The organism is Hamadaea sp. (genome assembly GCF_013362815.1).
Lineage (GTDB): Bacteria > Actinomycetota > Actinomycetes > Mycobacteriales > Micromonosporaceae > Hamadaea.
In genome coordinates, this window is record NZ_JABFVK010000026.1 from 112,245 (window position 1) to 137,694 (window position 25,450).

The following is a 25,450-nucleotide window of genomic DNA, read 5'->3' on the forward strand; positions in this document are numbered from 1 at the left end:
TCAGCCTCCCAGCCGGCCGAGTTTGCGGGCGACGTTCCGGTTCAACTGCTCACGCCAGCGATCGCGGTAGGTCCGCGCTCCGTGCCCGCCGGCCAGCGCGGTGCAGAACCCGGCGATGTCGTCGCCGAGCACGTCGCCGACGCTCTGCCCCTCCGCGTACGCCTCTTCGAGAAGCGCCAGCGCACCGTCGACGATCGGCGTCAGGTTGCGGCCGCTGAAGTCCCCGTACGGAAAGAGGTGGCCCTTGATCTGGGCCCAGGCCGCTTGATAATCACCGGGCAATGCCGAGGCGCGCGCCTCGAACGCTTTCCATTGCCGCGTTAGATCGCTGCCGGTGATGGTCTCCCAGAAGTTCATCTGCCGCCCTCCTTCAGGCTGTCGATGCGCGACGAGACGTACTGCCACTTGGCCCAGAATCTTTCGAGTTCCCGGCGTCCGGCGTCGTTGAGGGCGTAGAACTTGCGAGGCGGCCCGACTTCGGACGGCCGTTTCGTGACGTCGACCAGTCCGTTGCGTTCCAACCTCAGCAAGATCGTGTAGACCGTGCCCTCGACGACGTCGGTGAAGCCGAGATCGTTCAGGCGGCGGGTGATGGCGTATCCGTAGGTCTCCTCGCCGCCGACGATGTGCAGCACACAGCCTTCGAGCGTGCCTTTCAGCATCTCCGTCAAGTCGTCCACCGCGCGCCTCCGGCTTGCCTCTACCTAGTGCTACCGAGTACCACTATACAGTAGCACTAGGTAGAGGCAAGGGGGAACGCCGTCAGGCGGCGTCGAGCGCTGCGGTGATCTTGCGGGTCATGTCGGCCAGGACCGGGCTGGGTTGCCGGTCGCCGAGCGCCGATTCGACGGCGACCAGGACGATGCCCCGGTAGTTGTCGGCTTCGGCCGGAGCCTGTGCCTTGAGCAGGCTCATCGACGCGGTGAGCGCCGGCAGGACCTTGTCGGCCAGCTCGGCGACCGACTTGCCGCTGAGATCCATGCCGCCGCGCTTCTCGGCGAGCACGTGCCCGACCGGGCCGGTGGCCGAGGCGAGGGCGAGCGAACCGTTGGTCGCGATCTTGTGGGCGGAACCGCCGACCGCGCCGGCCGCCGCGAGCAGCGACACCGCGCCGTACGCGCCGGAACGCAGGGTCAGCTTGTCCTGAGCGGAGAGGGTGATGGACATGTCGTGCTCCTTCATTGTCGTGCCGGCTTCGTTCTCGATGCGTCTACGATCGGCCGCCGTCCTGTCACGGGCCCGTCGTCGGGCTGTCACGCCGTCTGACACGCTGGAACAGGCGTAGCCACTGCGCAGAACGCTAGGTTCAGCCGGGCTCGGAGGAATGAGTAAGGTGACTCACGACCGCGAATTAGGTAACCGACGCCAGTTGCGACGCGGTCAGGGCAGGAAGCGGTAGCCCATGCCCGGTTCCGTCAGCAGATGCCGTGGCCGGGCGGGATCGGATTCGAGCTTTCGGCGCAGCTGCGCCATGTACTGCCGGAGATATTGCGTCTCGGTCGCGTAGGTAGGACCCCAGACCTGCTGCAGCAGCTGGCGCTGGGTGATCAGTGCGCCCGGGTGCCGGATCAGGGCTTCGAGCAGGAGCCATTCGGTCCGAGTCAGGTGCACCGGATCGCCGCCGGCCGTGTCGTTCACCGTGTGCGCGGTCAGATCCACCTCGTACGCACCGATGCGCGAAGTCGCCGGAACATCCGCCTCGGCGAGCCGCCGGGTGACGGCGCGGAGCCGGGCCAGCAGCTCGTCCATGTTGAACGGTTTGGTGACGTAATCGTCGGCTCCGGCGTCGAGCGCGTCGACCTTGTCGGCGCTGCCGGCCCGGCCTGACACGACGATGATCGGCACCGGCGACCAGGTACGCAGCTTCCGGATGACCTCGACGCCGTCGACATCGGGCAGGCCGAGGTCGAGCACGACGAGGTCGGGGTGCTCGTGGGCCGCCGCGTGCAGTGCCTGGGTGCCGTCGGCGGCGACGATGACGTCGTACTGCCGGGCGGTCAGGTTGATCCGCAAAGCCCGGAGGATCTGCGGCTCGTCGTCGACGATGAGGACCCGGGTCACATCTCCCCCTGAAGCGCGATGGGCAGGCTCACGATCATCGTGACTCCCCCGCCGGGTGTGGTCTGCGGTTCGACACTTCCACCCATGGCTTCGGCGAGCCCTCGGGACAACGCGAGGCCGAGGCCGACGCCGGTGGTGTTGTCGCGGTCGCCGAGCCGTTGGAACGGCTGGAAGACGTGCTCCCGATCGCCGGCGGGGATGCCGGGGCCGTGGTCGGCGATCCGGATCTCCACCCGGTCGTCGTGTTCGCTGGCGTTGACGGTCGGCGGCCGATCCGGTGGGCTGTATCGCAGCGCGTTGGCGAACAGGTTGGCGAGGATGCGTTCGAGCAGGGCCGGGTCGGCGGCGACCTCGGGAAGATCGTCGGACACGTGCATTCGCACGCTCGAAGCCACCGGCCCTAGATCGCGCAAGGCCAGCCCGGCCACCTCGGCGACGCTGGCCGGCTGGATCGCCATCCCGAGCGCGCCCGCCTGGAGACGGCTCATGTCGAGGAGGTTGTCGACGAGCCGGGTCAGCTTGTCCAGCGACTCGTCGGCGGCGGTCAGCAGTTCCCGGCGATCTGCCTCGGCGAACTCCACATCGGGGCTGCGGAGGCTGCCGATCGCCGCTTTCGCCGACGTCAACGGCGTACGCAGATCGTGGCTCACGGCTTGGAGGAGCGCTGTGCGTACTCGATCGGCCTCGGCGAGCGGTGCGGCGGCGGCCGCCTGCTCGGCCAGGCGCTCCTGGCGCAGAGCGGTCGCGGCCTGCGCGGCGAACGCCTCGACCACCCGCTGATCCCCGGCGTCGAGGGGATGTCCGGCCAGGACGAGAGCCAGCTCCTCGTCTACCGGCACGTCGACGTCACCGTCGGCCGGGCTGGCCGAGGGATGTCCGCCGACGCTGGCGGCGACCTGCCACTTCGCCGGATCCCGGCGCATGTCCGGTGACCGTGGCGTGTCCGGGCGCCGTTCCAGCAAGGTGACGCTGGTGAGCGTGAACGTCTCACGCAACTGCTCCAGCAGGGCCGGCAGTGGACGTTCCCCGCGCAGGACACTGCCCGCGACGGTGGACAACGTCTGCGCTTCGGCCCGGGCGCGCGCCGCTTCGAGCGTACGCCGGGCGGCCAGGTCCACAGTGGCGCTGACCGCGACGGCGACGAGGACGAAGACGAGCAACGCCAGCAGGTTCTCGTGTTCGGCGACGGTCCACAGATGGATGGGCGGCGTGAAGTAGTAGTTCAGCAGGAGGAACCCCACGACGGCGGCGACGACGGCGGGCAGGATGCCGCCGATGAGTCCGATGAGGACGACCGCCGACAGGAAGATCAGGATGTCGCTGGGCAGCGAGAGTTCTTCCCGCGCTTGGGTCAGCGCGAAGGTCAGCAGCGGAAGGAGGACTGCGGTGAGGGCGAACCCGGCGATCCGCCGCCGCCAGGTCAGCCCACCGCGCAGAGGTCGCCGCAGCGAGACGGGCTTGGTCTCCTCGTGGGTCACGAGGTGCACGTCGATCGGCCCCGACTCGGCGGTGGTGGTCACCCCGACGCCGGGCGCGAAGATCTGGGCGAACCGGCCGCGCCGGCTCGCCCCGAGGACGAGCTGGGTGGCGTTGACCGCGCGGGCGAAGTCGAGCAACGCGCGCGGGATGTCGTCGCCGATGACCTCGTGATAGCTCCCGCCGATCCCCTCGACCAGTACGCGCTGCCGGGCGAGATGGGCGGGGTCGGTGCCCGCCGCGAGGCCGTCACTGCGCGCGACGTGCACGGCGAGCAACTCGGCGCCCTTGCTCCGGTCGGCGATCCGCCCCGCTCGCCGGATGAGGGTGTCCCCTTCCGGGCCACCGGTCAGCGCCACGACTACGCGTTCCCGCGCCTCCCAGACGCCGCCGATGTTGTGCTCGGCCCGGTAGCGTTCCAGCTGGTCGTCGACCTTGTCAGCCAGCCACAGCAGGGCGAGCTCCCGCAGCGCGGTGAGGTTGCCGACCCGGAAGTAGTTGCCGAGCGCGGCGTCCACCTTCTCGGGCCCGTAGACGTTGCCGTGAGCCATCCGGCTCCGCAGCGCCTCGGCTGTCATGTCGACGAGCTCGATCTGAGCCGCCTGCCGGACGATCGCGTCGGGAACCGTCTCCTTCTGGTGGATCTTGGTGATCGACTCGACGACGTCGTTGAGCGACTCGATGTGCTGGATGTTGAGGGTGGTCACCACCGAGATGCCCGCGTCGAGCAGCTCGGTGATGTCCTGCCACCGTTTGGCGTTGCGGCTGCCCGGCACGTTCGTGTGGGCGAACTCGTCGATCAGCGCCACCGCCGGTCGCCGGGCCAGCACGGCGTCCACGTCCATCTCGGTGAAGGTCGCCCCGCGGTACTCCATGGTCTTGCGCGGGACGACCTCCAGATCTCCGATCATCGCCTCGGTCAGCTTGCGGCCGTGCGTCTCCACCAGACCGGCCACGACATCGGTCCCCCGCTCCCGGCGCCGGTTGCCCTCCTCGAGCATCTTGTAGGTCTTGCCCACACCCGGCGCGGCCCCGAGATAGATCCGCAGGGTTCCGCGTGGCACGTTTCCTCCTCGTCAGCCCTGGTAGGGGTACTTGGCGTCCAGATCCAGATTAAGCTGCAGGACGTTCACTCCCGGCTCGCCGAGGAATCCCAGGGCGCGTCCGGTGGTGTTCTGCTCCACGAGCTTGAGGACCTCGGCCGCGCTCACGCCCCGGGCCTGGGCGACCCGCGCGACCTGCAGTTTCGCGTACTCGGGACTGATCTGCGGATCCAGCCCGCTCGCACTGGCCGTCACGGCGTCCGCCGGAACCGCCGACTCTGCCGGGGCGTCACCCCGCACGGTGGTGAGAACTCCGCCCGAGTAATCCTCGCCCGCCTTCGCGCACTCCACTGCGACGCCCGCATAGCTGCTGACGAACGGCGTCGCCGGGCACGCCTGATTCACGCTGACCACGCGGGTGACGCGGCCCGTCAGCCCGTCGCTGTGGAAGACCCGCAACACCGCGCCCAGCCCGTCGGACGTGCAGTACGGCCGGCGGCCGTCCACGCCTTCGAGCTCGCCGACGGCCTTGCTGCGCGAGCAGACCTGCGACAACAGGCTCAAGGTCGCGCCGTCGGGCGAGAGCTTGTCCTCGATCGACTCCGGGCCGAGGTTGCTCGCGCTCGTCGAGTCCAGGTCGTAGCCGTCGCCCGCGGCTGACGGCCGCGATTGGAAGTACTGCTTCAGGGCGTCGCCCTGGTCGTCGGTGAACAGCTGTCCGATGATCGCGCTGCCGACCGGCTTGCCGTTCGCGGTCACGACCGAGCCGTTCGCTCGGTCCCGCAAACCGGGCAGCTGCGCGACCGCGGTCACGATCAACGGGTACGCGATGCCGCAGAGCACGGTGAAGGTGAGTATCGTCCGCAGTGCCGCGATGTGCTGAGTGATCCAAGATGGCAGTCGCATGGCCCTACATCCCCGGAAGCAGTTGAACGAGAAGGTCGATGAGTTTGATGCCGACGAACGGCGCGACGACACCGCCCAGGCCGTAGACCCAGAGATTGCGCCGCAGCATCGCCGCCGCCCCGCCGGGCCGGTAGCGCACGCCGCGCAGGGCCAGCGGGATCAACAGCACGATGATGATCGCGTTGAAGACGACGGCCGACAGGATCGCCGACTGTGGGCTGTGCAACCGCATGATGTTCAGCGTGTCCAGCGACGGGTAGACCGCCGCGAACATCGCCGGGATGATCGCGAAGTACTTCGCGATGTCGTTGGCGATGGAGAAGGTCGTCAACGCACCCCGGGTGATCAGCAGTTGCTTGCCGATCTCGACGATCTCGATGAGCTTCGTCGGGTCGGAATCGAGGTCGACCATGTTGCCGGCCTCCTTCGCGGCGGAGGTGCCGGTGTTCATCGCCACGCCGACGTCGGCCTGAGCCAGTGCCGGAGCGTCGTTCGTGCCGTCGCCGGTCATCGCGACGAGCTTGCCGCCCTCCTGCTCCTGCTTGATCAGGGCGAGCTTGTCCTCCGGAGTCGCTTCGGCGAGGAAGTCGTCGACGCCGGCCTCTTCCGCGATCGCCTTGGCGGTCAACGGATTGTCGCCGGTGATCATGACGGTGCGTATGCCCATCGCCCGCATCTCGTCGAACCGCTCCCGCATGCCCTGCTTGACGACGTCCTTCAGGTGGATGACACCCAAGGCGCGGGCCGGTTGACCGTCTACGTGCTCGGCGACGACCAACGGCGTACCGCCGCTGCCGCTGATGCCGTCGACCAGCGGGCCCACCTCGTCGGTCGGGTGGCCGCCGTTGTCGCGTACCCACTTCATGACTGCGGTGGCCGCCCCCTTACGAATCCGCCGGGTCGAGCCGTTCTCGGCGACGTCCACACCGGACATCCGGGTCTGGGCGGTGAACTCCACCCAGGTGGCGTGACTGAGCTCGCCGGGCTCTCGCTCGCGCAGGCCGTACTTCTGCTTCGCGAAGACGACGATGGAACGGCCTTCCGGCGTCTGATCGGCCAAGCTGGACAGCTGGGCCGCGTCGGCGAGCAGGTGCTCGGAGACCTCGGCGACCGGAACGAACTCCCCCGCCTGGCGGTTGCCCAGAGTGATGGTTCCCGTCTTGTCGAGCAGCAGCGTGTTGACGTCGCCCGCAGCTTCGACCGCCCGGCCAGACATCGCCAGCACGTTCCGCTGCACCAGCCGGTCCATGCCCGCGATGCCGATCGCCGACAACAGCGCTCCGATGGTGGTCGGGATCAAGCAGACCAGCAGCGAGACGAGCACGATGCCGGTGACGCCGTCGGCGTTGATCGCCAGCGTGTCGGGGGCGGCGCCTTGCCAGTTCTTGGCATAGATCGCCATCGGCTGGAGGGTGACGGTGGCGAGCAGAAAGATGATCGTCATCGCGGCGAGCAGGATGTTCAGCGCGATCTCGTTCGGCGTCTTCTGCCGGTTCGCGCCCTCGACCAACGCGATCATCCGATCGATGAAGCTCTCGCCCGGCTTCTGCGTGATCTTGACGACGATCCGGTCCGAGAGCACCTTGGTGCCGCCCGTGACAGCGCTTCGGTCGCCGCCGGACTCCCGGATCACCGGGGCGGACTCGCCGGTGATCGCCGACTCGTCGACGCTGGCGATGCCCTCGACGACGTCGCCGTCACCGGGGATGATCTGGCCCGCCTCGACGACGACGATGTCGCCGAGCGTCAACGCCGTCGCGGCGACCGGCTCCTCGCGGGTCTCGGTCTGCCCCGGCTGCCAGTCGAGGAGCTTGCGGGCCATCGTCTGGGTCTTCGCCTTGCGCAGCGTGTCGGCCTGCGCCTTGCCCCGGCCTTCGGCGACCGCCTCGGCCAGGTTGGCGAACAGGACGGTCAGCCAGAGCCAGACGACGATGGCCCAGGCGAAGAAGCTCGGGTCGGCGAGCGCCAGCGCCGTCGTGAAGACTGCGCCGATCTCCACGATGAACATGACCGGGTTACGCCACAGCGTGACCGGGTTGAGCTTGCGCAACGCGTCCGGGAAGGACTTGAGGAGTTGCCGGGGATCGAGCAGACCGCCGGAGACGCGATTCTCAGCAGACACGGGGTTTCCTTTGCACGGACCTGGCAGGGAGGGCCGTCTGACGGCCCGACCGGTGCCCGGCGGGAGCGACGGTCCGCACCACCGCGGACCTGGGACCTGAAGATCTGGTCATCGGAGGCCCTCCGCCAGCGGCCCGAGGGCGAGCGCGGGGAGGAAGGTGAGCGCGACGAGGATGAGCGTCACGCCGGCGACCATGCCTACGAACAGAGGTTTGTGGGTCGGCAGCGTGCCGGCCGAGGCGGGCGTGGGCTTCTGCCGGGCCAGCGATCCGGCCAGGCCGAGCACGAAGATGATCGGCAGGAACCGGCCGAACAACATCGCGAGCCCGAGTGCGGTGTTCCACCAGGGGGTGTTGACGGTGATGCCGGCGAACGCGGAGCCGTTGTTGTTGGCGGCGGAGGTGAACGCGTAGAGCACCTCGGAGAAGCCGTGCGGGCCGACGTTGAGCTGGGTCGACCAGTTGCCGGTCGCCATCGCCGCGGCCGTGCCGACGAGCACGAGCGCCGGGGTGACGAGGAAATAGAGCGACGCGAACTTCATCTCGCGCGCACCGATCTTCTTACCGAGATACTCCGGCGTGCGCCCGACCATGAGACCGGCCACGAAGACGGTGATCACCGCCAGCACGAGCATCCCGTAGAGGCCCGAGCCCGTGCCGCCGGGCGCGACCTCGCCCAGCATCATGTTGAACATCGTGAGCGCGCCACCGAAGGCCGTGTAGGAATCGTGGAACGAGTCCACCGCACCCGTCGAAGTCAGCGTCGTAGCCGAGGCGAAAGTCGCCGAATTCGCCACGCCGAACCTGGTCTCGACGCCTTCCAGCGCGGCACCGACCGCGTTCGGGACGGTGCCCGCGTGGGACAGCTGCGCCCAGTTGAGCAGCAGCGTGCTGCCGACGGCCAGGATCGCCATGATGGAGACGATCGCCAGGCCCTGCCGCTTGTCGCCGACCATCCGGCCGAAGACGCGCGGCAGCGAGAAGGAGATCAGGAGCAGCAGGTAGATCTCGATCCAGTTGGTCCAGCTCGTGGGGTTCTCGAACGGGTGCGCGCTGTTGACGTTGTAGAAGCCGCCGCCGTTGGTGCCCAGTTCCTTGATGACTTCCTGGCTGGCCACGCCGCCCCCGGTGAGGTGCTGCGTCGCACCGTTCAGGGTGGCCACGTCGGTGCCGTCGCTGAAGTTCTGCACCGCGCCGCCGGCGATCAGCACGATCGCGAAGACCACCGCGACCGGCAGCAGGACGCGTACGACGACTCGGGTCAGGTCGACCCAGAAGTTGCCCAGCTGATCGGTCTTGTTCCGGGCGAACCCCCGCACGACCGCCAGCGCCACCGAGACGCCGACCGCCGCCGAGACGAAGTTCTGCACGGCCAGACCGGCTGCCTGCGTCGCGTGCGACATCGTCGACTCGCCCGAGTACGCCTGCCAGTTGGTGTTGGTGGTGAAGCTGACCGCGGTGTTCCAGGCCAGCTCGACCGGTACGGCGGTGAAGTCGGCGCCGAACTGCCAGATCTTGTCCTGCAGGCGTTCGAAGGCGTACAGGAAGAGCAGGGACAACGCGGAGAACGCCAGTACGCTGCGGGCGTACACGGTCCACTTCTGCTCCGCGTCGGGGTTGACGCCGATCGCCTTGTAGACGCCACGCTCGACGACGATGTGCTTCGTCGAGGTGAGCGCCCGATACATGTAGTCGCCGAAGAAGCGGTAGGACACCGCCAAGGCGGCGATCAGCGAGACGATGAACAGTACGCCCGCCGTCGTTGTGGACATCTAGAACTTCTCCGGTTTGATCAGTGCGACGACCAGGAAAACCGCCAGCACGCTGGACAGGACCAGGCCGATCACGTTCGCGGTGCTCACAGCCGTTCGACTCCCTTGAGCAGCAGAGCCATGACGGCGAAAGCCGCCACGGTGATCAGCACGTACGCCAGATCAGGCATCGTGCTCGTCCTCCTCGACAGATGGATACGCAGCCGCCATCGGCGGTCGCCCGGATGCCCGCCCCGGGAACAGGTCGCCGGCCAGGCGTCCCGCGATCACGGCGCTGCCGAGGGCCATGAGCCGCATCGCGTCCGTGCTCCCGTGCCAGCTGAGCTGGCCCAGCTGGTTCACCAGGAACCCGTCAAACACCAGGAACCCGATGACGGCGGTCACCAGCGACGCCGTCCACACGGCAGTCACCGCCGCGAAGGCCAGCACCGCCAGGACCAGTACGCCGTACCGAAGCACGGCCTCGGCCTGCGGGAACGCCGACGCGACGAAGCCCGCCACGATGACGACCAGCGACCCGAAACCGACCAGAATCCCCTGGGGGCTCTGGTTCAACGGCGGGTTCACCCCCGCCCGGATGATGCTCACGACCGCTCCGATGGCATGTCAGCGGCCGCTTTTCGGCCGCGCCAACGAAGTCAACCGCTGGGCGTGACGGGTTTACAGGGGTCCTTACGCGTTCTTGACGCGGGGCTTCGCTTTCTTGACGTTTCGTTGACGCCCGGCTCGGCGTCCCGCCGAGGCGGCGTGAAGGATGTCCGGATGGGCGTTAAGAAGGTGTGAAGACGCGCACCGGCTGAGGCTCGTCGTCAAGGGAGCGTCAAGAAAGCGGCCGAGCTCACCGCTGTGGTCGTCTTCGGCTCGATCGGCGTGGTGTTGGGCGGCGCGATCCGGGCGCTACGCACCACTGCAAAGGGTGCGAAGGCTCGTAGCGGACCTTCGCACCCCGGTTTGATCACTTGATCGCGTAAGCGCCGAGCACCGTCTGCTCGATGGTGCTGCCGTCGAGATCCGACGCCTTGACCCGGATGCTGACCGTCCCGTTGGTCTCCGCCACTCGCGGCACGCGGTAGGTCACGGCGAAATCCCCGCCGCCCTGGGCCGTCGCCTTCACCGGCTGCCAGGTGGTCCCGCCGTCAAAGCTGATCGACACCTCCAGGTCCGCGACGGTCGCGCTTTCGACGCTCTGGTGATACGCCGAAAGCCTGAGTTCGTGCTTGCCGCCGCCGGTGACCGCCCCGGTCGCGTCGAGCCCGGCGTCGTATCGCAGGAACAGCAGCGACTCGGACCGGCACAGGACGCGCGAACCTTGTGGACACCAGGTTCCCCGCTGCGGAGCTTGCGCCGCCGGGGCCCCCGAGGTGAAGCCCCACTTCGTCGTGGTGGCTCCATCGCTGGTGGATCCGGTCAACTCGTAGCGTTTCGCCTCCTCGGGCAGGTCGTAGACGGCACCCCAGAGGAAATCGTTGCCCTGCGCCAGTTCCTGGCCGTCGGCGTACATGTGCAGGTTCTCCGGCGCGAAGATGTACGCCCCGTTGACGATGCTCGGGCTCGCCCCGCTGACCAAGTGCAGGAGCGGATAGAAGGTGTTGCCCTGACGGCAGAACGAGCAGATGGTGACGCTGTTGTAGTACTCGCCGCCGTCGAAGTCGCCGGGCCGGGCTTCGAAGACCCGGGCCGACAGCTCCGGCGCGCCGGGCACCAGCGGTCCGGTCCCCCACTGCTGGGCCCGGATCGGGCCGGCCCGGTCGACCACCTCGACGGTGAGCCGGCCCGGTTCGTCGCGCTGGACCCGGACGAGATCGGGCGAGACCGGCCCCTGGTAGGTGGTGTAACGGACGCCCTCGGTGACACCGACGAGCATCACGCCGCCCGTCGCGTTCTCGTTCCTGCGGAACGCCGAATAGGTCATCGTGTCGCGTACGCCGGGCGAACCGGCCAGCGTCGTCTGCACCTCGGCGAGCTGGCTGTCGGTGATCTTCGTATGCAGGGCGGCCGGGATCTGCCCTTCCTGGTACAGATGCAGGTTGTAGACGTACGGGCTGATCTGCGACGACCCGGTCACCTCGATCTTGACCGGCCCGGTACGCATCATCCCAAGCAGCTGCTCCGCCTCGGCGTGGGTGACCGCGGCGTACGGGAGCTCGGGGCGGCCCTGCGAGGGCTGAGTCCAGAAGGCGGGCAGGATCGGCAGGTAGTTGCACACCATGGTGGGCCACGGCCCGTTGCTGGCGACCGGATCGACGAGTACGCCGACAGCCCCGGCCGCCTTGGCCCGGTCGAGGGCCGGTGTGCCGAGGTCGCAGATCCCGCCGAGTTTGTCGTCGTCGATCTGCAGCAGCACGAGTTTGCCCCGCGCGTCGATCTTGGCGAGGTCTTCGGCCCGGCCGAGGCCGCCGTCCACCAGTTCGACGGTCTGCTGCCCAGTGAAGTGCGCGAAGGACCGATCGACCTGATAGATGTTGCCGGCCTGAATCGCCGCCAACGGCCGCTTGGTTGGCTTGACGACCCTCATGCGTACGTAGGGCTCGCCGAGGATCCAGTTCTGGCCGAGGTGGAAACTGCCCACCGTGATCGGAGCGCTCGGCACCGCCCAGTAGTTGGCGTGCCCGTACATCGTGAACACCATCGAGACGCCGCCGACTCCGTTGGCGAAGCTGCGATAGGTCAACAGGGTGCCGTTGTAGATCTCGCTCGGCCGGGGCGTCTCCACGGTCAGCCGCTGAGCCGAGTCACCGTCGGTCGTGATGGTGATGTTCCGGTCGACGGTGAACTCCGGGATCTCCACGGTGAAGATCTGGTCGAGGCCCGCGAGCCGGAAGGTCATCAAGCCGCCCGCCTCGTAGACGCCGGCCGGCACCTGGAACTTCGCCTCGTATCCCGTGCACGGGTTCACCGTCACGCACCGCAGCTCCTGCAGGTCGAACGGCGTACCGACCGCCGACCCGCCGACCTGCGCCAAGGTGGGTTCGGCGAACAGGCACATGGTCGCCGTCATGGCACCGCACAACTGTGGCTCCGCGCCGCTGGGTGCGTCGACGACCCAGGTGACGTCGAACAACGGCTGACCGGTGTCGTTCTGCGGCGCCATGATCGGGGAACGATGACCGGTCGGCCAGAGACCGAGTACGCCGTGCTCCAACCGGGGCGCGACACCGCGTACGAGATAGTCGGTGAGCGCTCCGGCCGAGCCGGACGGTGCGATCGCCGCCCAGAACTTGGCCGCTTGACCGGCGTCGACGCGCACGTCGACCGTTCCGGCCTCCTGGTGTGCGGCCGCGACGGATGCGCCGGGCAGGACGGACGCGGCTTGGGTCAGCGCCGCGACGTCCATCCCGGAACCGAACTTGACCGTCATCGACAGCGACGTGTCACCGGCCGCCGACCGTTTCGCCAGCCACAGCACGTCGAAGGTGTTGCGGTCGACGACACCGGCTTCGACCAGTCCCCCGGCGTCGGCGGGCAGCGCGATCACGCTGGTGGTCGCCGAGTCCGCGCCGAACTTGGCTCGGACGTCGACGGCGGGAATCGTGCCGTCGGCGCGTTGAGCCGCCGTGGCGGTGACGGTGTAGCGGCTGCCGGTCTGTTGCAGGGCGACTCGATCACCGGTGATCAGCGTCGTCGCGTACGCCGTCGCGGTGAGCCCCGGCAGCGACAGCCCGCCTTCCGTGGTTGCCGCCGTGCCGGTGGGGCTGGTGACGGCCGGATCTGCCGTGGCGGCGGTAGCGGCGCTTAAGCCGAGGAGGACGGCCGCGGATGCGACCACAAGTCTGCGGTATGCCCGGATCACGGGACGGCTCCTTAGGCTCGTCGGGTTCGTCATGTCAGCCACCGGCCCTGGTCAGGACCCAGTCGTGGGTGACGATCGCGTTCTTGACCACCGGAACGGTCGCGGTGGCGCTCGTGTAGGTGGCGGAACTGGCGGTGAGTTCCGTCGGCCCGGTCGCACTGCTGAACAGCCAGTACAGGCCGTCGCCGACGTTCGGGTCGACGGGCGTCGTCACCGTGGTGGCGGACTCCTGCGGACGGGCGGTACGCGCGACGGTCGCGTACACCGGCGCACCGGTGTTGTCCTGGGCGTAGCCGACGACGAGCCCGCCGTCGGTCACGACACAGGTGTGCGTACCGACGAAGATGTCGTCGAGAGCCCACCAATTGCCGTTGCGGCCCTGGTAATGGAACCGGACTCGGACGTCGGAGCGATGCGCGGCCTGCGGCAGCGCGACGGTGACGCGGCCGAAGGCGGTGCCGGTGGTCTTCTGCCAGACGTTCGTCCAGGTCTTGCCGCCGTCGACGCTGACCTCCACGTCGGCCCGCTGGCTGCTCGAACCGTAATACGCAGTGTCGAAGCCGAGCTGCGGACTGTCCTGTTGCGACAGATCGAAGGCCGGCGAGGTGAGCGTCGTGTCGAAGCGCTTGCTGCCCGCGTACGCCGCGTCGGCGATGGCGAACCGGCCACCGGCGTCGTTGGGCGCGGTGCGATAGCCGGGATTGTCGAAGCGCCAGGCGGGCTGGCCCGACGTCGTCCACCCGTCGGTCGGGCCGCCGGTCCAGCCGGTGAAGTCTTCGCTGGTCCCGTTCCATCGGTATCCCGGAGCGGTGCAGCTCATCTGATCTGCGGTCAGCGAGACGTCGTAGGTGAGGTCGGCATCGCCGAGCTGCACCGTGCGGTCGCCATTGGCGTACCCGTCATACTGCGGGAACACGTGCACCCGGTACGCACTCGAAGCAGGCAGCCGCACGCTGTATCGGCCGGTGACGGGGTCGGTGAAGATCGGCCCTTCGGTGTAGCCGTCGATGGTGAGCTTGGCGTAGAGCGGCCAGCCGTGGCCCGATCCATCGGTGACCGTCCCGCTGACCGTCTTGAAGGGCAGGCCGACGAGTTTGACGTCGAGGGTGGTCGTGACGTCCTGGTCGATCTGCGCGGTGAGGCTGGGGATCTCGTAGCCGTACTTCTGCACCGTGATGTCGTAGGTGCCGATCGGCAGGACTCCGGATCGGAAGGTGCCGTCGGTGGCGGTGTTCAGCTGCCGGTTCACCGGGCCGGTGACGTTGACCCGGGCTCCGGCGATCGGCGTACCGGCGGTGTCGGTGACGGTTCCGGCCACTCGCCCGACCGCGCCGATGGGCGCGGATTTTAGGAGCGCCAACGCATCCAGGCGACCCTGGCCGAAGACGTTGTTGTCGGCGTCGGTCCCGCCGCATTGACCGTCCGGGCTGTCGACAGCCGTCCCGTCGAGCAGGGCCCGGGTCTCGTCGATGTCGCCCACCAACGCACCGGCCGCCGACCACAGTAGAGCGATCGTGCCCGCGACGTGCGGGGTGGCCATCGACGTCCCGTCCCAGGCCTCGTAACGGTTGCCGGGCAGGCTGGACAGGATCGACGATCCGGGAGCCGAGATGTCCGGCTTGATCGCGCCGTCCTGGCCGGAGCCGCGCGAGGAGAAGTCGGCGATCGCGTTGTTCGAGTCGTACGCCCCGACCGAATAGTTGATCACTCGGCTTCCCGGCGAGCCGCTCGTCTGGCAGGCCGGGCCGGAGTTGCCGTTGGCGAAGATGCCGAAGATGCCCGACGCGGTCCACGCCAGGCTGATGTCTTCGAGGATCGGCTCGTCGCTCGGAGTCGTGGAACCCCAGGAGTTGTTGACGATGTTCGGCCGCTTGCTCGCGTCCGGGTTCTGTCCGTTGAGATCGGTCGGCTCCAGCATCCACTGGCCGGACGCGATCAGCGCGGTGTCGTCGGGGCAGCAGCCGTTCGCGGTGATCCACTTCGCGCCGGGGGCGACGCCGATCTGGTGACCCGCGCCGTCGTCGCCGACCATCGTGCCCATCGTGTGGGTGCCGTGGCCATGGCCGTCGCAGGGGACGGGACCGCAGGTGCCGGCCGCGTCGAACCAGTTGTAGTTGTGGTCGAACGTGCCGTCGCCGTTGTTGCCCCGGTACTGACGCACCAACGCCGGGTGGTCGAACTGCGTACCAGTGTCAATGCTGGCGACGGTGATGCCCTCGCCGTGGACGCCGTATTGAGCCCACACCTCGTCGGCGTGAATGTTGGCCACGCCCCACTCCACCGCGCCGGTCGCGGTCGCCGCGGAGGCCGTGACCTTGGGCGGCTCGACCTTGAACGAGGGCGAGACCGACGCGACCTCAGCCCGCGTGGCCAGCGCCTCGACCAGCGCGCGCTTGCCGCCGGTCACCTTGATGGCGTTGGTGGCCCAGAAGCTCTGGTATTTCACGCCCGCGGAGTCGAGCGTCCCGCGGACCGAACGCTGGCTGGACGCGGCCGTCTGCTTCAGCGCCGCAGCGACGGCCGTGCCGCGCGCGTTCCAGTCCTTGATGGACGCGGCCTTCGTCAGATCCGCCTTGGCCTCGAACGCGATCCAGAAGTCCGCGCGGTCCCGGGCTTCCAGCTGCTTGCGCAGGTCAGGTCGAATCTTCGACGCCTTGTCGGTACGCGGACCGGCAACGGCGGGCGTGGTGACGGTCATCGCCAAGGTAGTCGCCAGGACAGCCAGCACGGCTGCGGCGGTTCGCCGTCTGGGGGATGGGACGGACATGGAGGGGTGCCTCACCTTCCGGGGGTTTGGGGGGTGACGGTCTACAGCGGCACGTAGCGGTCGGGGGACGGAGCGTCCGGCTCGCGGCTTTGCCGATCCCGCTCATCAGGGTTCGTCGTACGCTCGTCTTCGGCGGGCGTCGCCTGGCTTTGGTCGCCCTCGTCGCGATCTGGCATGGTCAGCATCCTGATCAAGACGGGCTGGAATCGCGATACCTAGAGCTGGTGAAAGAACTCCCGTTGATCATGGGTGGCCATGATCAGCGGAAGATTCGCGGTGCCATAACCCCACATTTTCTCCGTTGATCTCCGCCAAGACACGATCAACGGGCTCAGCCCGACGCCCCCGAAGTAGGGCCGACGACGACACCCGCCGCGATCGCCTTCGCCGTCAACGTCGTACGCGAAGTGGCGTCTAGCTTCCGCATGGCCGACTTCAACTGACTGGCGACGGTGTGGTGCGAGCGATGCAGACGACGCGCGATCTCCTGATTCGTGCAGCCCTCGGCGGCCAGTTCGACCACCTCGATCTCCCGGGGCGACAAGTCCGAGCCGTAGCCCTTACGCCCGCCACGCCACGTACGCGGCACCGGCATCCCGTGTTCGCGCAGCGTACGCGCGACTCGGTCGACGTCACCTCCGGCGGGTAGCGACGCGAAGGAGGTCAGAACATCGGCGAGCATCCCCATGCCTTCCACCGAAGCACCCGCCCGGATCAGGTTCAGCGCCTGTCGTTCGCGGGCCAACGCGGCGTCATACGGACGCGGCAACGCCGCCCAGACTTCGGCTGATCGTCCGTAAAGGACAGCCGCGTACTCACCGTCCGCTTCGGCCAGCACCGCACGGCATTCGGCGACCGCTGCAGACGGCGCGGGCATGTGCCGGTCGGCCAAGCCACTTTCGAAGTCTCTGACCAGGTCGCGGGCATCAGCTAGGGCACCGGCGGCGATCAGCGCGCGTACCCGAGCGGGGACGATCTCGGTCCCCCAGATCCAGATCCCCTTGTCCGCGATGATGGCGCAAGCCTCGGCGGAGGCCTCCACCGCCAGGTCCGGCCGGCCCTCCTCCAGCCTGATCCGGGTCAAGGCCGCCGAGGCTTCGGCGAGGAACTCCCCTGCGTCGGAGTCGCGCAGTGCCTCGATGACGCGTTCGAGTTCGCGCGCCGCCGCCGGCATCCGCCCGGACGCCAGCTGCAACAGCCCGCCGATCAGCGCCGGCTCCAAGCGGCTGACCGGTGGCACGTCGTCCTTGCCTGCCAGGATCGCCGCGCGTTCGGCCAGCTCAGACCAGTTTCCGGTCATCCAGTCCAGGTGCAGCTGCGAGCCGAGAATGAGGTCTGCCAACCGCGCCTGCTCGTACTCCTCCGCGAGCCGGCGGGCGTCCGCGAGCCAACGGGCCGCTTCGGCGTACCGGCCCCAGCGCAACGCCGCGTGGCCGACGTTGAGCCGGCCCACGGTGATGACCCGCCGGTCCCGGCCCGCGCCCGCCTCGCCGGGAATGCGCTCGGCCGCCGCCCAGCCACGCTGGTCGCCCAGCGTCAGCAGCACACCGGCTCGGCCCGCGTGAATTCGCAGGCGATCGGAGGGCTCCAGGCCCGCGGCCAGTTCCGCCGCACGATCCAGCCACACCACATGCTCAGACACGGGTACGCGACCACGGGGCAGGCCGAGCACGAGCATGGCCAGAGCAGCAGACACGTCCGTTCGAGCCAGATGCGGCAGGGCACGCTCCATCTCGGAGCGGGCGCCGCCGTAATCCTCCAGGTCGTTGAGGATGCGGGCCAACTGAAACCGCAGATCCGCTTGTACGCCGGGCGCAAGTCGTGACTCGTCAAGTCGCCGGCGCAGCAACTCGGCCACGTCCCGCCGCCGTTTCGTGCCCATGAGCGAACCGAGCGGCAGCCGGTCGACCAACGCCGACAGCTCCAGGACCGGCACCTCGCCGTTGATCAGCACGTCACACAGCACCGCACCGGCCGTCGCCTCGTCACCGGTCTGCACCGCGACCTCGACGGTGAGTCCGGCGTACTTGCGCCACCGTTGGAGGTCGCCGGCCCGGCGGAAGTGATTCGCCAGTTGCGCCAACGGCGGCGGCGTCACCGTCTCCAACGTGGCACCGGCCCGTTCGTGCAGCGTACGCCGCTCGCGGTCCGGGATCGCGTCGTAGATCGCGCGGCCCGCCAGCACATGGCGGAACGACAACCGGTGCCGGTCGCGTACGTGCAGAAGGCGGTGCGCCGTCGCCTCGGCGACCCCGGTCTCGAACTCCACCGAGGACAGCCCACTGATCTGCCGCAAATGGCTCTCGGCGACCGGCTCCGCAACCACGGCGGCGGCTCGCAGCACTGCCTGCGTCGCCATCATGAGCTGACCGGCATGTTCGAGGACGGTGTCCCGAACCGTCGGCGGCACGACGATCTCCTCCAACGGCAGGCGCTTCCAGACCCCCACGTGCCGGATGACATCGCCCCGGCCCGCCATCAGGCGTACCCACTCCTCGACGGCGAGCGGCACACCATCGGTATGCACATGCAGATGCCGCGCGAACCCGTCCGACACGGGCGCACCGGCCAGCATCGACGACGCCAACGCCGCAGTCTCGGCCTGTCCCAACGGTTCCAGCACCAGTCGCAGACGTGAACGATGAGGCCGTAACAGCGCCGAGAGCCGCCGGAGCCACGAGTCGTCTACGAGATCCTCGGGCCGGTACGCCACGACGAGGCTCAGCCCGGCACCCTCCCGATTGGCCAAGAACAGCAGGAACTCCCTGGTCGCATCGTCCGACCATTGTGCGTCGTCCACCACGAGGAGCGTGACGCCGAGCTTGTCGACCAGTTCAGCGAGCGCCCGCAACACCCGATGGCGCGCAGCGGTCGCATCTTCCGCTGGCTCGAGCGCCGGTGGCAACTCTCCGGCCCACTCCGGGAACAACGGCCGCAACGCGCCCGCCAACGGGCTCAGCTCAAGTGGCGCGAGCGTACCGATGCCCAGCGCCAGCACAGCATCCACGATCGGGCCGAGCGTGCACGGTTCACGCAGCGGAGGACAAGTCGCGGTCAGCGCGGTGACCGAACCGTCCGCAGTCGCCAGGAACTCCTCCAGCAGACGCGTCTTGCCGATCCCAGCCTCGCCCTCGACGAGCACCAACGCGGCCGGAGTGCCGACGACCTCAGCGAGTCGGGCCAACTCCGAGTCACGACCGACCAGCGCCGGGGACGAGACCTCGGCCGCGCCGGAGGACGTCTCGTATGCCGCTGCTTGCCGGCTCATCTCCCGCCTCCAACCCGGACTCTCAACGATCTTGACGCAAGTCGAGGCCCGAGTAAACAGCTCCATCCCCTCGCGGCAACGTCGAAGCGCATTGCGCTTTCATGATCGAGTCAGCAAAAACTGTCGAAATCGGCTCCCCACGACAGTTTTTGGTGACTCGATCATGAAGACGCCGCCGACCTCCGCCGTCGCCGGAGCGTCAGGAGCGCTGGCCCGGCCGTTTCCCCTGACGGCCCGACATGAGTGGCGGAGTGGCCCGGCCAATGATCCGCTGGCGGGCCACGACGGCCTCTTTCAGTTGGGCACTGATGGCTGCGATACCAATTGGTTTCTAGTCGTCAATGGGCCCGCGCGGGGCACGGTCTGGTTCATCGACGATGTGGTCGCTTGTCCGGCGCTCGACGGGCGGTCGGGGTTCGCTGCATGGGTGGCTGAGTGGAACGTGGATCCCGCCCCGCTTCGGTGAGGACGTGTGCGTTCTCACCGCCGAACCGCCTCGACGGCGTGTTCGATCTGGTCGCTGGTGAGCCCGCGCGCGTTCCAGGCCAGCGCTGCGATCTCGGCACTGGCAGGATGCGCTCGAGTGCTGGTGATCGCCGGGCCGACGCCTACAAGCGCGACCATCTCTTCGGGTGCGTACCCGCAGAGGTGCGCGAAGGCTGTCACATACTGCGGAGTGATCACGACTCTTCCGCTGCCGAGCATGGCGACGGTCGAGTCATCCACGTACGGCCCGTCACCCACTGCATGCAGTATTCGGGCACACCACGGGCGGATGTTGCGATTCCGAACGAGACGGAGCAGCATGCCGCCGGGCCCGTCCGGATATCCGAACATCGGCATCGGATCCGTCCGGGGCTCTACCGGCAGGGATTGGATCAGTTCGCCGAACTCAACACGCCGTCCGGCGGACATGGTCAGCGCTGTGCGCACAATCTGCCGTACGTCCCACGGCGATGTGGGCCCGGCGGGAGCTAAATCGATCGGGACCTCTAATCCGGCTATGACGAACAAGTCGGCGGCATGGATGCCCAAGGCGGGCCCCAGCCTGCGCAGCATCTCGTCGTTCGGCGTGGATCCGTGGAGCACCTCTCGAAGGTCCGGGTAGGAGATGTCCGTCGTCCGCGCAAGCATCCCCGCCGAGTACTCGACCAGCACACGATGGCGCTGCCACAACAAACGCCACAGTCGCAGACCGAAGGGAGATTGATCGCCCATAGCCGAGAAGGCTACGTCAGCTTGGGCTGCCAGGGAGACGTGCGACAGCGGATGAGGGCCGCCTGGCGGTGCAGTGGACCGGCCGTTGAGCGTCAAGGGGCGATCTTCCGACGCCGCGCCGGTCAGACCGCGACGAGTCCTCGCAGGGCGGTCGCCAAGGACTCGGCGTTCTTCTTGTCCACGCGGGGGAAGGTCAGGCTCACACCGTCGCCGGAGGTGCCGAAGGAGATGCGCAGCAGGCTGACGACGCCCATCTTCGCCTCGGCCAGTGCCAGCTGGTCGCGGGACACCTCGCCGAGCACCTTGCCGCCGGGGCCGCCCAGGAACGTCTGCGACAGAAAGATCATTCGGCGGTCGGTGAGCACGGCGAACTGCTTCTTGCTGGCGGACGTGAGCGCCGCACCGAGTCCTCCGACCGCCTCAAGCAGCAAGCCCTGAGCGGCGACGGTTCCGATCCGGCTGGCGCCGAACTTCCCGACCAGCGCGCGCGTGGCGACCAGCGGCTGCTCGCCCGGGTGCAGGATCGAGGCGACCTGCTCGAACGCGCGAGTCTGAAGCTTGTGGTGCATTGGGGGTCTCCGTTCACGGCCAACCAAGCGTCGATGCCCGGCGTGCCCAAGGTAGTGAGTAACCACCCTCTGACCAGGGCATTTGCCGCCGATTGAGACCCGCATCACAGCAAGATCCGTCGTCGCGGTCAGGCGCTGTGCCCCGCGATCACCTCGTCGATCCGCCGGGCCAGCTCCACGTCCAACGCGGTCACGGCGTTCTCGGTGTAGGTGACGTTGTGGAAGGTCAAGGTCCGCCAACGAATGTCGATATCCGGATGGTGGTCCATCTCCTCGGCCACCTGCGCCACCGCGTCCACGACCGCGATGGCCAGCGGAAACGACGGCATTTCGACGGTACGCGTGAGGCCCGATCGGTCGCCGTGCCAGTCCGGTAGTTCGCGAAGCCGAGTCTGGATCATGACGTCGTCGAGCGGCGTACGGCTTTCAGCCATGATTCTCACTCTACGACCGGCGCTCGGCAGCCGGACGCGTTTCGCCGCGTACGGGCGGTCCGTGACATCACCTCGCGACAGTCACTCGGGCGTCTGGCTGAAACTGGCCGGGGGTCCGTCTCAGTGGCCGTGCGCAGGGTAAAGCCACCATTCGAACCCAGGCACAACGTGGGGGTGGCGTGATGGCGCAGACCATGTCCGGCTTCACAGGCGACCAGTTGCTCGACGGGCGTTATCGGCTGATCGAGCCGATCGGAACCGGCGGTATGTCGACGGTGTGGCGCGCCCGTGACGAGCGGCTCGGCCGGGTCGTGGCCGTTAAGACGCTGGGACGGCGGCTGCTAGCCGATCGGACCGCGCAGCGGCGGCTGGCCGCCGAGGCTCGCACGCTGGCGCGGTTGTCGCATCCGCACATCGCCGTGGTCCACGACTACGGCGTAGCCCGCGTGGCCGGAGGCGTGGTGCCGTACCTCGTCATGGAGGTCGTCGACGGCACACCGCTGGCCACCGTGCTGGCGGAACGGGATCTCGGCTGGCCGGCCGCGGTCGGCGTGTGCGCGCAGGTCGCCTCGGCGGTCGCCGCCGCGCACGCTCGCGGTGTCGTGCATCGCGACATCAGCGCCAACAACGTGTTGCTGGCAGACACCGGGGTGACCGTCATCGACTTCGGTATCAGCGGGTTCGTCGACCAGCCTGCGGACACCGAGACGTTCGGCACTCCGGCGTACACCGCGCCCGAACGTCTCGACGGGGCGCCGGTGCATCCCGCCGCCGACGTGTACGCCCTCGGCGTACTGCTGTATCGATGCTTGACCGGTCGGCTGCCGTGGCCGCCGACGTCGCTGGTCGGACTGCTCTCGGCCCACCGCAATCGAGACCCCCGCCCGCTGCCCGACATCGCCGGGCTGCCGCCGCAGGTCGCCGATATGTGCTTGGCCTGTCTGGAAAAGGATCCCGCCGCCCGGCCCGATGCCGAAACCGTCGCCGAGGTGCTCGCCGCCGCGCTCGACCGCACGATCGCGATCGGTGACCTGACCGCCGCGCGTACTGATGAGATCACCAGCCCGGCGCACCCGGTCACCCAGATCCTGGCCTGGCCGACGCAGAAGCTCAAAGCCGCCGGCCGCGGCCGCCGACGGAGCGTCGTGGCGGCCGGCGGCGTGATCATCGTGCTGCTGGCCGGGCTCGGCGTCGCGCAGTTGCCGACCGGCTCGGTGCCCTACCAACCGGCGTGGACATCGGGAACATCCCCGTCGCCCGGTCCATCATGCTCGGTCACCTACCAGGTGACCGTCGACAGTGGGCAGCGGTTCACCGCCGACCTGACCGTGACCAATCTCGGCGACCGGCCCCGCACCCGCTGGCGGCTCTCCGTCGCGTTTCCCGGCGGCCAGCAGCTGGACGAAGCCTTGACCGGCCTGTGGCAGCAGACGGGAACAAGCGTCACCTCACGCCCGCAGGACAACCAGTTGCCGTCCGGCGGCGTAGCCCGGCTCTCGCTGACCGGCACCTACGACGGGGTCAACCCGCTGCCGACCGACTTCTCCCTCGACGGCGTACGCTGCCTGCCCGTCATCCTCAGCACCGTCACCAGAACCGCTGTGACCTCGTCCACCAGCAGCACGCCCGCCGCCACAACCGGCAAGGGCAAAGGCCGCCGTCACGGCCACCACTGATCCAGTCGCGACCTGGAAGCCGTCAGCGCGCCATCTCGCGCCGCGCCCGGGCTCGCCACAAGTCGTTCGTCGGCCGCGACAGCTCGGTGAGCTCGCGTTCCCAGCCGTTGTCCACCGGAACACCCGCGTCCTCACAGGCCTGCCGAGCCACCTCGACGGTGGCGGCCGGTACCACCAGCGCCTGTTCGGTAGAGGTGAGCACGATACGCGCCCGCCGCTTGCCCAGATACTCGATCGCGGCCACCGTTTCGTCGTTGGCGGCGGCGAACGCGGCAACTACAGAGGTCAGTTCCTCTGTCCCCAGCGACCGGCCAAGATCAGAAATCATCCGCATGACCCATGCCTACCAAAGCACTCGCCGGGCTGCCGACTACGCGTGTGGCCGCACCACCTCGGCCGAATGCCTGACCCGCTGGGCGAAAACGCTGGCCGGACGTGCCCACCGGCGACTCGGCGGGGCTGCTTGCCACGCTTCCGACAGTGTCCGAACGGACGAGTGGAAACCTGGCCGAACGGACAGACCAACATCTGCAACGAATTGATCACAACGTGTCAGTAGATGAATCTCTTCGCGGGTCAGCGGGTACATGTTTCCTCATGCCCTCGCCCGCTTCCCCGTCCCCGTTCGGCCGTGACGCTCTGCTGGCCGGCCGGTATCGCACCATCGAGGCGCTCGACTCCGGCGGCATGGCCACCGTGTGGCGGGCCCGCGATGAGCACCTGGACCGCGACGTCGCGATCAAGGTGCTCGCCGCCCGGCTGGCAGCCGATCCGGCCGCCCGGGTCCGGCTGCGGATGGAAGCCCAGGCGCTGGCGTCGCTCGATCATCCGCACATCGCAACCGTCTACGACTACGGCGTGGCCGACGTTTCCGCGGGGCCGTTGCCGTTCCTCGTCCTGGAACTGGTCTCCGGGGTCGCCTTGTCCACCTTGCTGAGCGGGGGCCGAACCGTACCGTGGCGGAAGGCGGCCGCGATCATCGCGCAGACCGCCGCCGCACTCGCCTCCGCCCACGAGCACGGAGTCGTCCACCGCGACGTCTCCGCGGCCAACATTCTGCTGTCCGCCACCGGAGTGAAACTCATCGACTTCGGCATCTGCGTCACCCCGGGGCATCACGATCTCGACGAGGAGCTGCTCCTGGGCACACCCGCCTACATCGCACCCGAGCGCCTCGAAGGGCATCCGGGTGCGTACGCGTCCGATGTGTTCTCCTTGGGCGTCATCCTCTACCGCATGCTCACCGGCCGGGCGCCTTTCCCAACCACCGCCGACCAAGAGCTGTTCACCATTCATCGCACGTGGTCGCCCCGACCTCTGCCCGCCGCACTGAACGTCCCGGACGCGGTGGCCGGCCTCTGCCAAATGGCGCTGGCCAAGGACCCCGCCGCCCGGCCATCGGCCGCCGACATAGCGCGGACTCTCGCTCCGTACGCCGACTCGGCGATCGCCGCACCGATCCAGATCCAGCCGCCGGAACAGACCGTTCGCCTTCGGCCCGAAGCCCAGTCCCGCCGAAGCCGCGTTCCGCAGTACGCCGTCGCCGCCGTAGTCCTCGTCGCAACCGGAGTCGCCGGTGCGTGGGCGCTCGGCAATCGGCATACGCGGACACCCACCGAGAGCCTCGCGGCCGCGCCCAGTGCCGCCGCCATCGCCGAATGCGCGGTCACCTATCAGAACCGCGTCGACGACGGCCGTACGTTCAGCGTCGACGTCACCGTCGCCAACCTCACGAACACCGATCTCGCCGCCCTGGCGCTCACCTTCGAGCTCCCCGGCGATCAGCGGGTGACTGCGGGCGAAACCTGGGTCCAGCGGGATCACACGGTCACGACGGCACGCCCGATCACGGTGCCCGCGGGTGGTCACACCCGGCTCAGTCTCGGCGGCTCGTACGCGGCTAGTAACGCGTACCCGGTGAGGTTTCACGTCGGCGAGCGCACCTGCTCGGTCACGATCCTCGGACCGGCCGGCATCCCGATCAGCACACCGACTGCGACCGGTTCTCCGACGACCGCCGTACGCCTCCCGGCCAGCCCGCCGCCGGCCGGTTCCACCCCGAGCCCGGTGGCCGTGGTCACCGGCACGCCAACGGCTGGTGTTCCTGCGACGAACAGCCCTCCCGCTGAAAGCACCGCGCGGCCTCGTCCCACGCCTAGCAAGACCAGTCCCAGCCGTCCCGGGCCGGCGCAACGCTAGCGGTCGCGTCCATCTCAGACGATCCGCAGGGGTGTGCTTGCGCGTCATCCCGGGACAACGCGGCTATCCGCGCGTTCTAAGGGACATTGTCCCGGGATAACGTGCCCGCGACTAGCCCAGCGGGCGACCAGCGCGGCCGGGCAGGCCAACG

The 25,450-nt window shown here is 68.5% G+C and carries 20 protein-coding genes; 2 read left to right on the forward strand and 18 right to left on the reverse strand.

What is annotated here, in order from left to right; all coding sequences use genetic code 11:
* The 17 genes from HOV77_RS14995 to HOV77_RS15075 all read right to left on the reverse strand — a co-directional run bounded on the left by HOV77_RS14995 (position 1) and on the right by HOV77_RS15075 (position 21,424).
* Complete coding sequence (locus HOV77_RS14995; protein ID WP_290862594.1) at positions 1-357, reverse strand: DUF1048 domain-containing protein; 357 nt, start codon at positions 355-357, stop codon at positions 1-3.
* Positions 354-662, reverse strand: coding sequence for a PadR family transcriptional regulator (locus HOV77_RS15000; protein WP_290862664.1), 309 nt, complete (start codon positions 660-662; stop codon positions 354-356). The genes HOV77_RS14995 and HOV77_RS15000 overlap by 4 nt, the downstream gene beginning before the upstream one ends.
* A gap of 100 nt (positions 663-762) precedes the next feature.
* Entirely contained in the window at positions 763-1,167 is a 405-nt protein-coding gene (locus HOV77_RS15005) for a hypothetical protein (protein ID WP_290862596.1), read from the reverse strand.
* 213 nt (positions 1,168-1,380) lie between these two features.
* Entirely contained in the window at positions 1,381-2,061 is a 681-nt protein-coding gene (locus HOV77_RS15010) for a response regulator (RefSeq protein ID WP_290862598.1), read from the reverse strand.
* Positions 2,058-4,601: an ATP-binding protein gene (locus HOV77_RS15015; RefSeq protein WP_290862600.1), complete on the reverse strand. Its 2,544-nt coding sequence runs from the start codon at positions 4,599-4,601 to the stop codon at positions 2,058-2,060. The genes HOV77_RS15010 and HOV77_RS15015 overlap by 4 nt, the downstream gene beginning before the upstream one ends.
* Before the next feature lie 12 nt (positions 4,602-4,613).
* Entirely contained in the window at positions 4,614-5,486 is an 873-nt protein-coding gene (locus HOV77_RS15020) for a potassium-transporting ATPase subunit C (RefSeq protein WP_290862602.1), read from the reverse strand.
* 4 nt (positions 5,487-5,490) lie between these two features.
* Positions 5,491-7,608, reverse strand: a complete 2,118-nt coding sequence (kdpB, locus tag HOV77_RS15025) for a potassium-transporting ATPase subunit KdpB (protein ID WP_290862604.1) — start codon at positions 7,606-7,608, stop codon at positions 5,491-5,493.
* Between the two features lie 108 nt (positions 7,609-7,716).
* Positions 7,717-9,378, reverse strand: a complete 1,662-nt coding sequence (gene kdpA / locus HOV77_RS15030; protein WP_290862606.1) for a potassium-transporting ATPase subunit KdpA — start codon at positions 9,376-9,378, stop codon at positions 7,717-7,719.
* Positions 9,379-9,468 (reverse strand): K(+)-transporting ATPase subunit F, encoded by a 90-nt coding sequence (kdpF, locus tag HOV77_RS15035; protein WP_290862609.1) that lies wholly within the window; start codon positions 9,466-9,468, stop codon positions 9,379-9,381. It lies immediately after the preceding gene.
* A 72-nt stretch (positions 9,469-9,540) separates the two neighbouring features.
* Positions 9,541-9,966, reverse strand: coding sequence for a hypothetical protein (locus HOV77_RS15040; protein ID WP_290862611.1), 426 nt, complete (start codon positions 9,964-9,966; stop codon positions 9,541-9,543).
* A 367-nt stretch (positions 9,967-10,333) separates the two neighbouring features.
* Positions 10,334-13,168 carry a hypothetical protein gene (locus HOV77_RS15045; protein WP_290862613.1) on the reverse strand — a complete coding sequence of 945 codons (2,835 nt, stop codon included), beginning with the start codon at positions 13,166-13,168 and terminating at the stop codon, positions 10,334-10,336.
* Between the two features lie 34 nt (positions 13,169-13,202).
* Positions 13,203-15,935: a S8 family serine peptidase gene (locus HOV77_RS15050; protein WP_290862615.1), complete on the reverse strand. Its 2,733-nt coding sequence runs from the start codon at positions 15,933-15,935 to the stop codon at positions 13,203-13,205.
* A 41-nt stretch (positions 15,936-15,976) separates the two neighbouring features.
* Positions 15,977-16,111, reverse strand: a complete 135-nt coding sequence (locus HOV77_RS15055; protein WP_290862617.1) for a hypothetical protein — start codon at positions 16,109-16,111, stop codon at positions 15,977-15,979.
* Between the two features lie 155 nt (positions 16,112-16,266).
* The gene (locus HOV77_RS15060; RefSeq protein WP_290862619.1) at positions 16,267-19,203 is read right to left on the reverse strand and encodes a LuxR family transcriptional regulator; all 2,937 of its coding nucleotides are present in this window, start codon (positions 19,201-19,203) and stop codon (positions 16,267-16,269) included.
* Between the two features lie 480 nt (positions 19,204-19,683).
* Positions 19,684-20,517: a hypothetical protein gene (locus tag HOV77_RS15065; RefSeq protein WP_290862621.1), complete on the reverse strand. Its 834-nt coding sequence runs from the start codon at positions 20,515-20,517 to the stop codon at positions 19,684-19,686.
* A gap of 26 nt (positions 20,518-20,543) precedes the next feature.
* Positions 20,544-20,990, reverse strand: coding sequence for a hypothetical protein (locus tag HOV77_RS15070; protein WP_290862622.1), 447 nt, complete (start codon positions 20,988-20,990; stop codon positions 20,544-20,546).
* A 128-nt stretch (positions 20,991-21,118) separates the two neighbouring features.
* Positions 21,119-21,424, reverse strand: coding sequence for a 4a-hydroxytetrahydrobiopterin dehydratase (locus HOV77_RS15075; RefSeq protein WP_290862624.1), 306 nt, complete (start codon positions 21,422-21,424; stop codon positions 21,119-21,121).
* Positions 21,425-21,606: 182 nt separating this feature from the next.
* Between HOV77_RS15075 and HOV77_RS15080 the strand changes: the two genes are divergently transcribed.
* Positions 21,607-23,100, forward strand: a complete 1,494-nt coding sequence (locus HOV77_RS15080) for a serine/threonine-protein kinase (RefSeq protein ID WP_290862626.1) — start codon at positions 21,607-21,609, stop codon at positions 23,098-23,100.
* A 22-nt stretch (positions 23,101-23,122) separates the two neighbouring features.
* Here HOV77_RS15080 and HOV77_RS15085 read toward each other — a convergent pair whose 3' ends face one another.
* On the reverse strand, positions 23,123-23,428 hold the full coding sequence (locus HOV77_RS15085; protein WP_290862628.1) for a hypothetical protein: 306 nt from the start codon (positions 23,426-23,428) through the stop codon (positions 23,123-23,125).
* Between the two features lie 269 nt (positions 23,429-23,697).
* Here HOV77_RS15085 and HOV77_RS15090 point away from each other — a divergent pair, with 269 nt between their 5' ends.
* Positions 23,698-25,299, forward strand: coding sequence for a protein kinase (locus HOV77_RS15090; protein WP_290862630.1), 1,602 nt, complete (start codon positions 23,698-23,700; stop codon positions 25,297-25,299).
* The last annotated feature ends 151 nt before the right edge of the window (positions 25,300-25,450 follow it).

Coding starts and splice junctions, on each gene's coding strand:
- HOV77_RS14995 (WP_290862594.1), bottom strand. CDS start 357: ATGAACTTCTGGGAGACCATCACCGGCAGCGATCTAACGCGGCAATGG.
- HOV77_RS15000 (WP_290862664.1), bottom strand. CDS start 662: ATGCTGAAAGGCACGCTCGAAGGCTGTGTGCTGCACATCGTCGGCGGC.
- HOV77_RS15005 (WP_290862596.1), bottom strand. CDS start 1,167: ATGTCCATCACCCTCTCCGCTCAGGACAAGCTGACCCTGCGTTCCGGC.
- HOV77_RS15020 (WP_290862602.1), bottom strand. CDS start 5,486: ATGCGACTGCCATCTTGGATCACTCAGCACATCGCGGCACTGCGGACG.
- kdpA (WP_290862606.1), bottom strand. CDS start 9,378: ATGTCCACAACGACGGCGGGCGTACTGTTCATCGTCTCGCTGATCGCC.
- HOV77_RS15050 (WP_290862615.1), bottom strand. CDS start 15,935: ATGTCCGTCCCATCCCCCAGACGGCGAACCGCCGCAGCCGTGCTGGCT.
- HOV77_RS15055 (WP_290862617.1), bottom strand. CDS start 16,111: ATGCCAGATCGCGACGAGGGCGACCAAAGCCAGGCGACGCCCGCCGAA.
- HOV77_RS15060 (WP_290862619.1), bottom strand. CDS start 19,203: ATGAGCCGGCAAGCAGCGGCATACGAGACGTCCTCCGGCGCGGCCGAG.
- HOV77_RS15070 (WP_290862622.1), bottom strand. CDS start 20,990: ATGCACCACAAGCTTCAGACTCGCGCGTTCGAGCAGGTCGCCTCGATC.
- HOV77_RS15075 (WP_290862624.1), bottom strand. CDS start 21,424: ATGGCTGAAAGCCGTACGCCGCTCGACGACGTCATGATCCAGACTCGG.
- HOV77_RS15080 (WP_290862626.1), top strand. CDS start 21,607: ATGGCGCAGACCATGTCCGGCTTCACAGGCGACCAGTTGCTCGACGGG.
- HOV77_RS15085 (WP_290862628.1), bottom strand. CDS start 23,428: ATGATTTCTGATCTTGGCCGGTCGCTGGGGACAGAGGAACTGACCTCT.
- HOV77_RS15090 (WP_290862630.1), top strand. CDS start 23,698: ATGCCCTCGCCCGCTTCCCCGTCCCCGTTCGGCCGTGACGCTCTGCTG.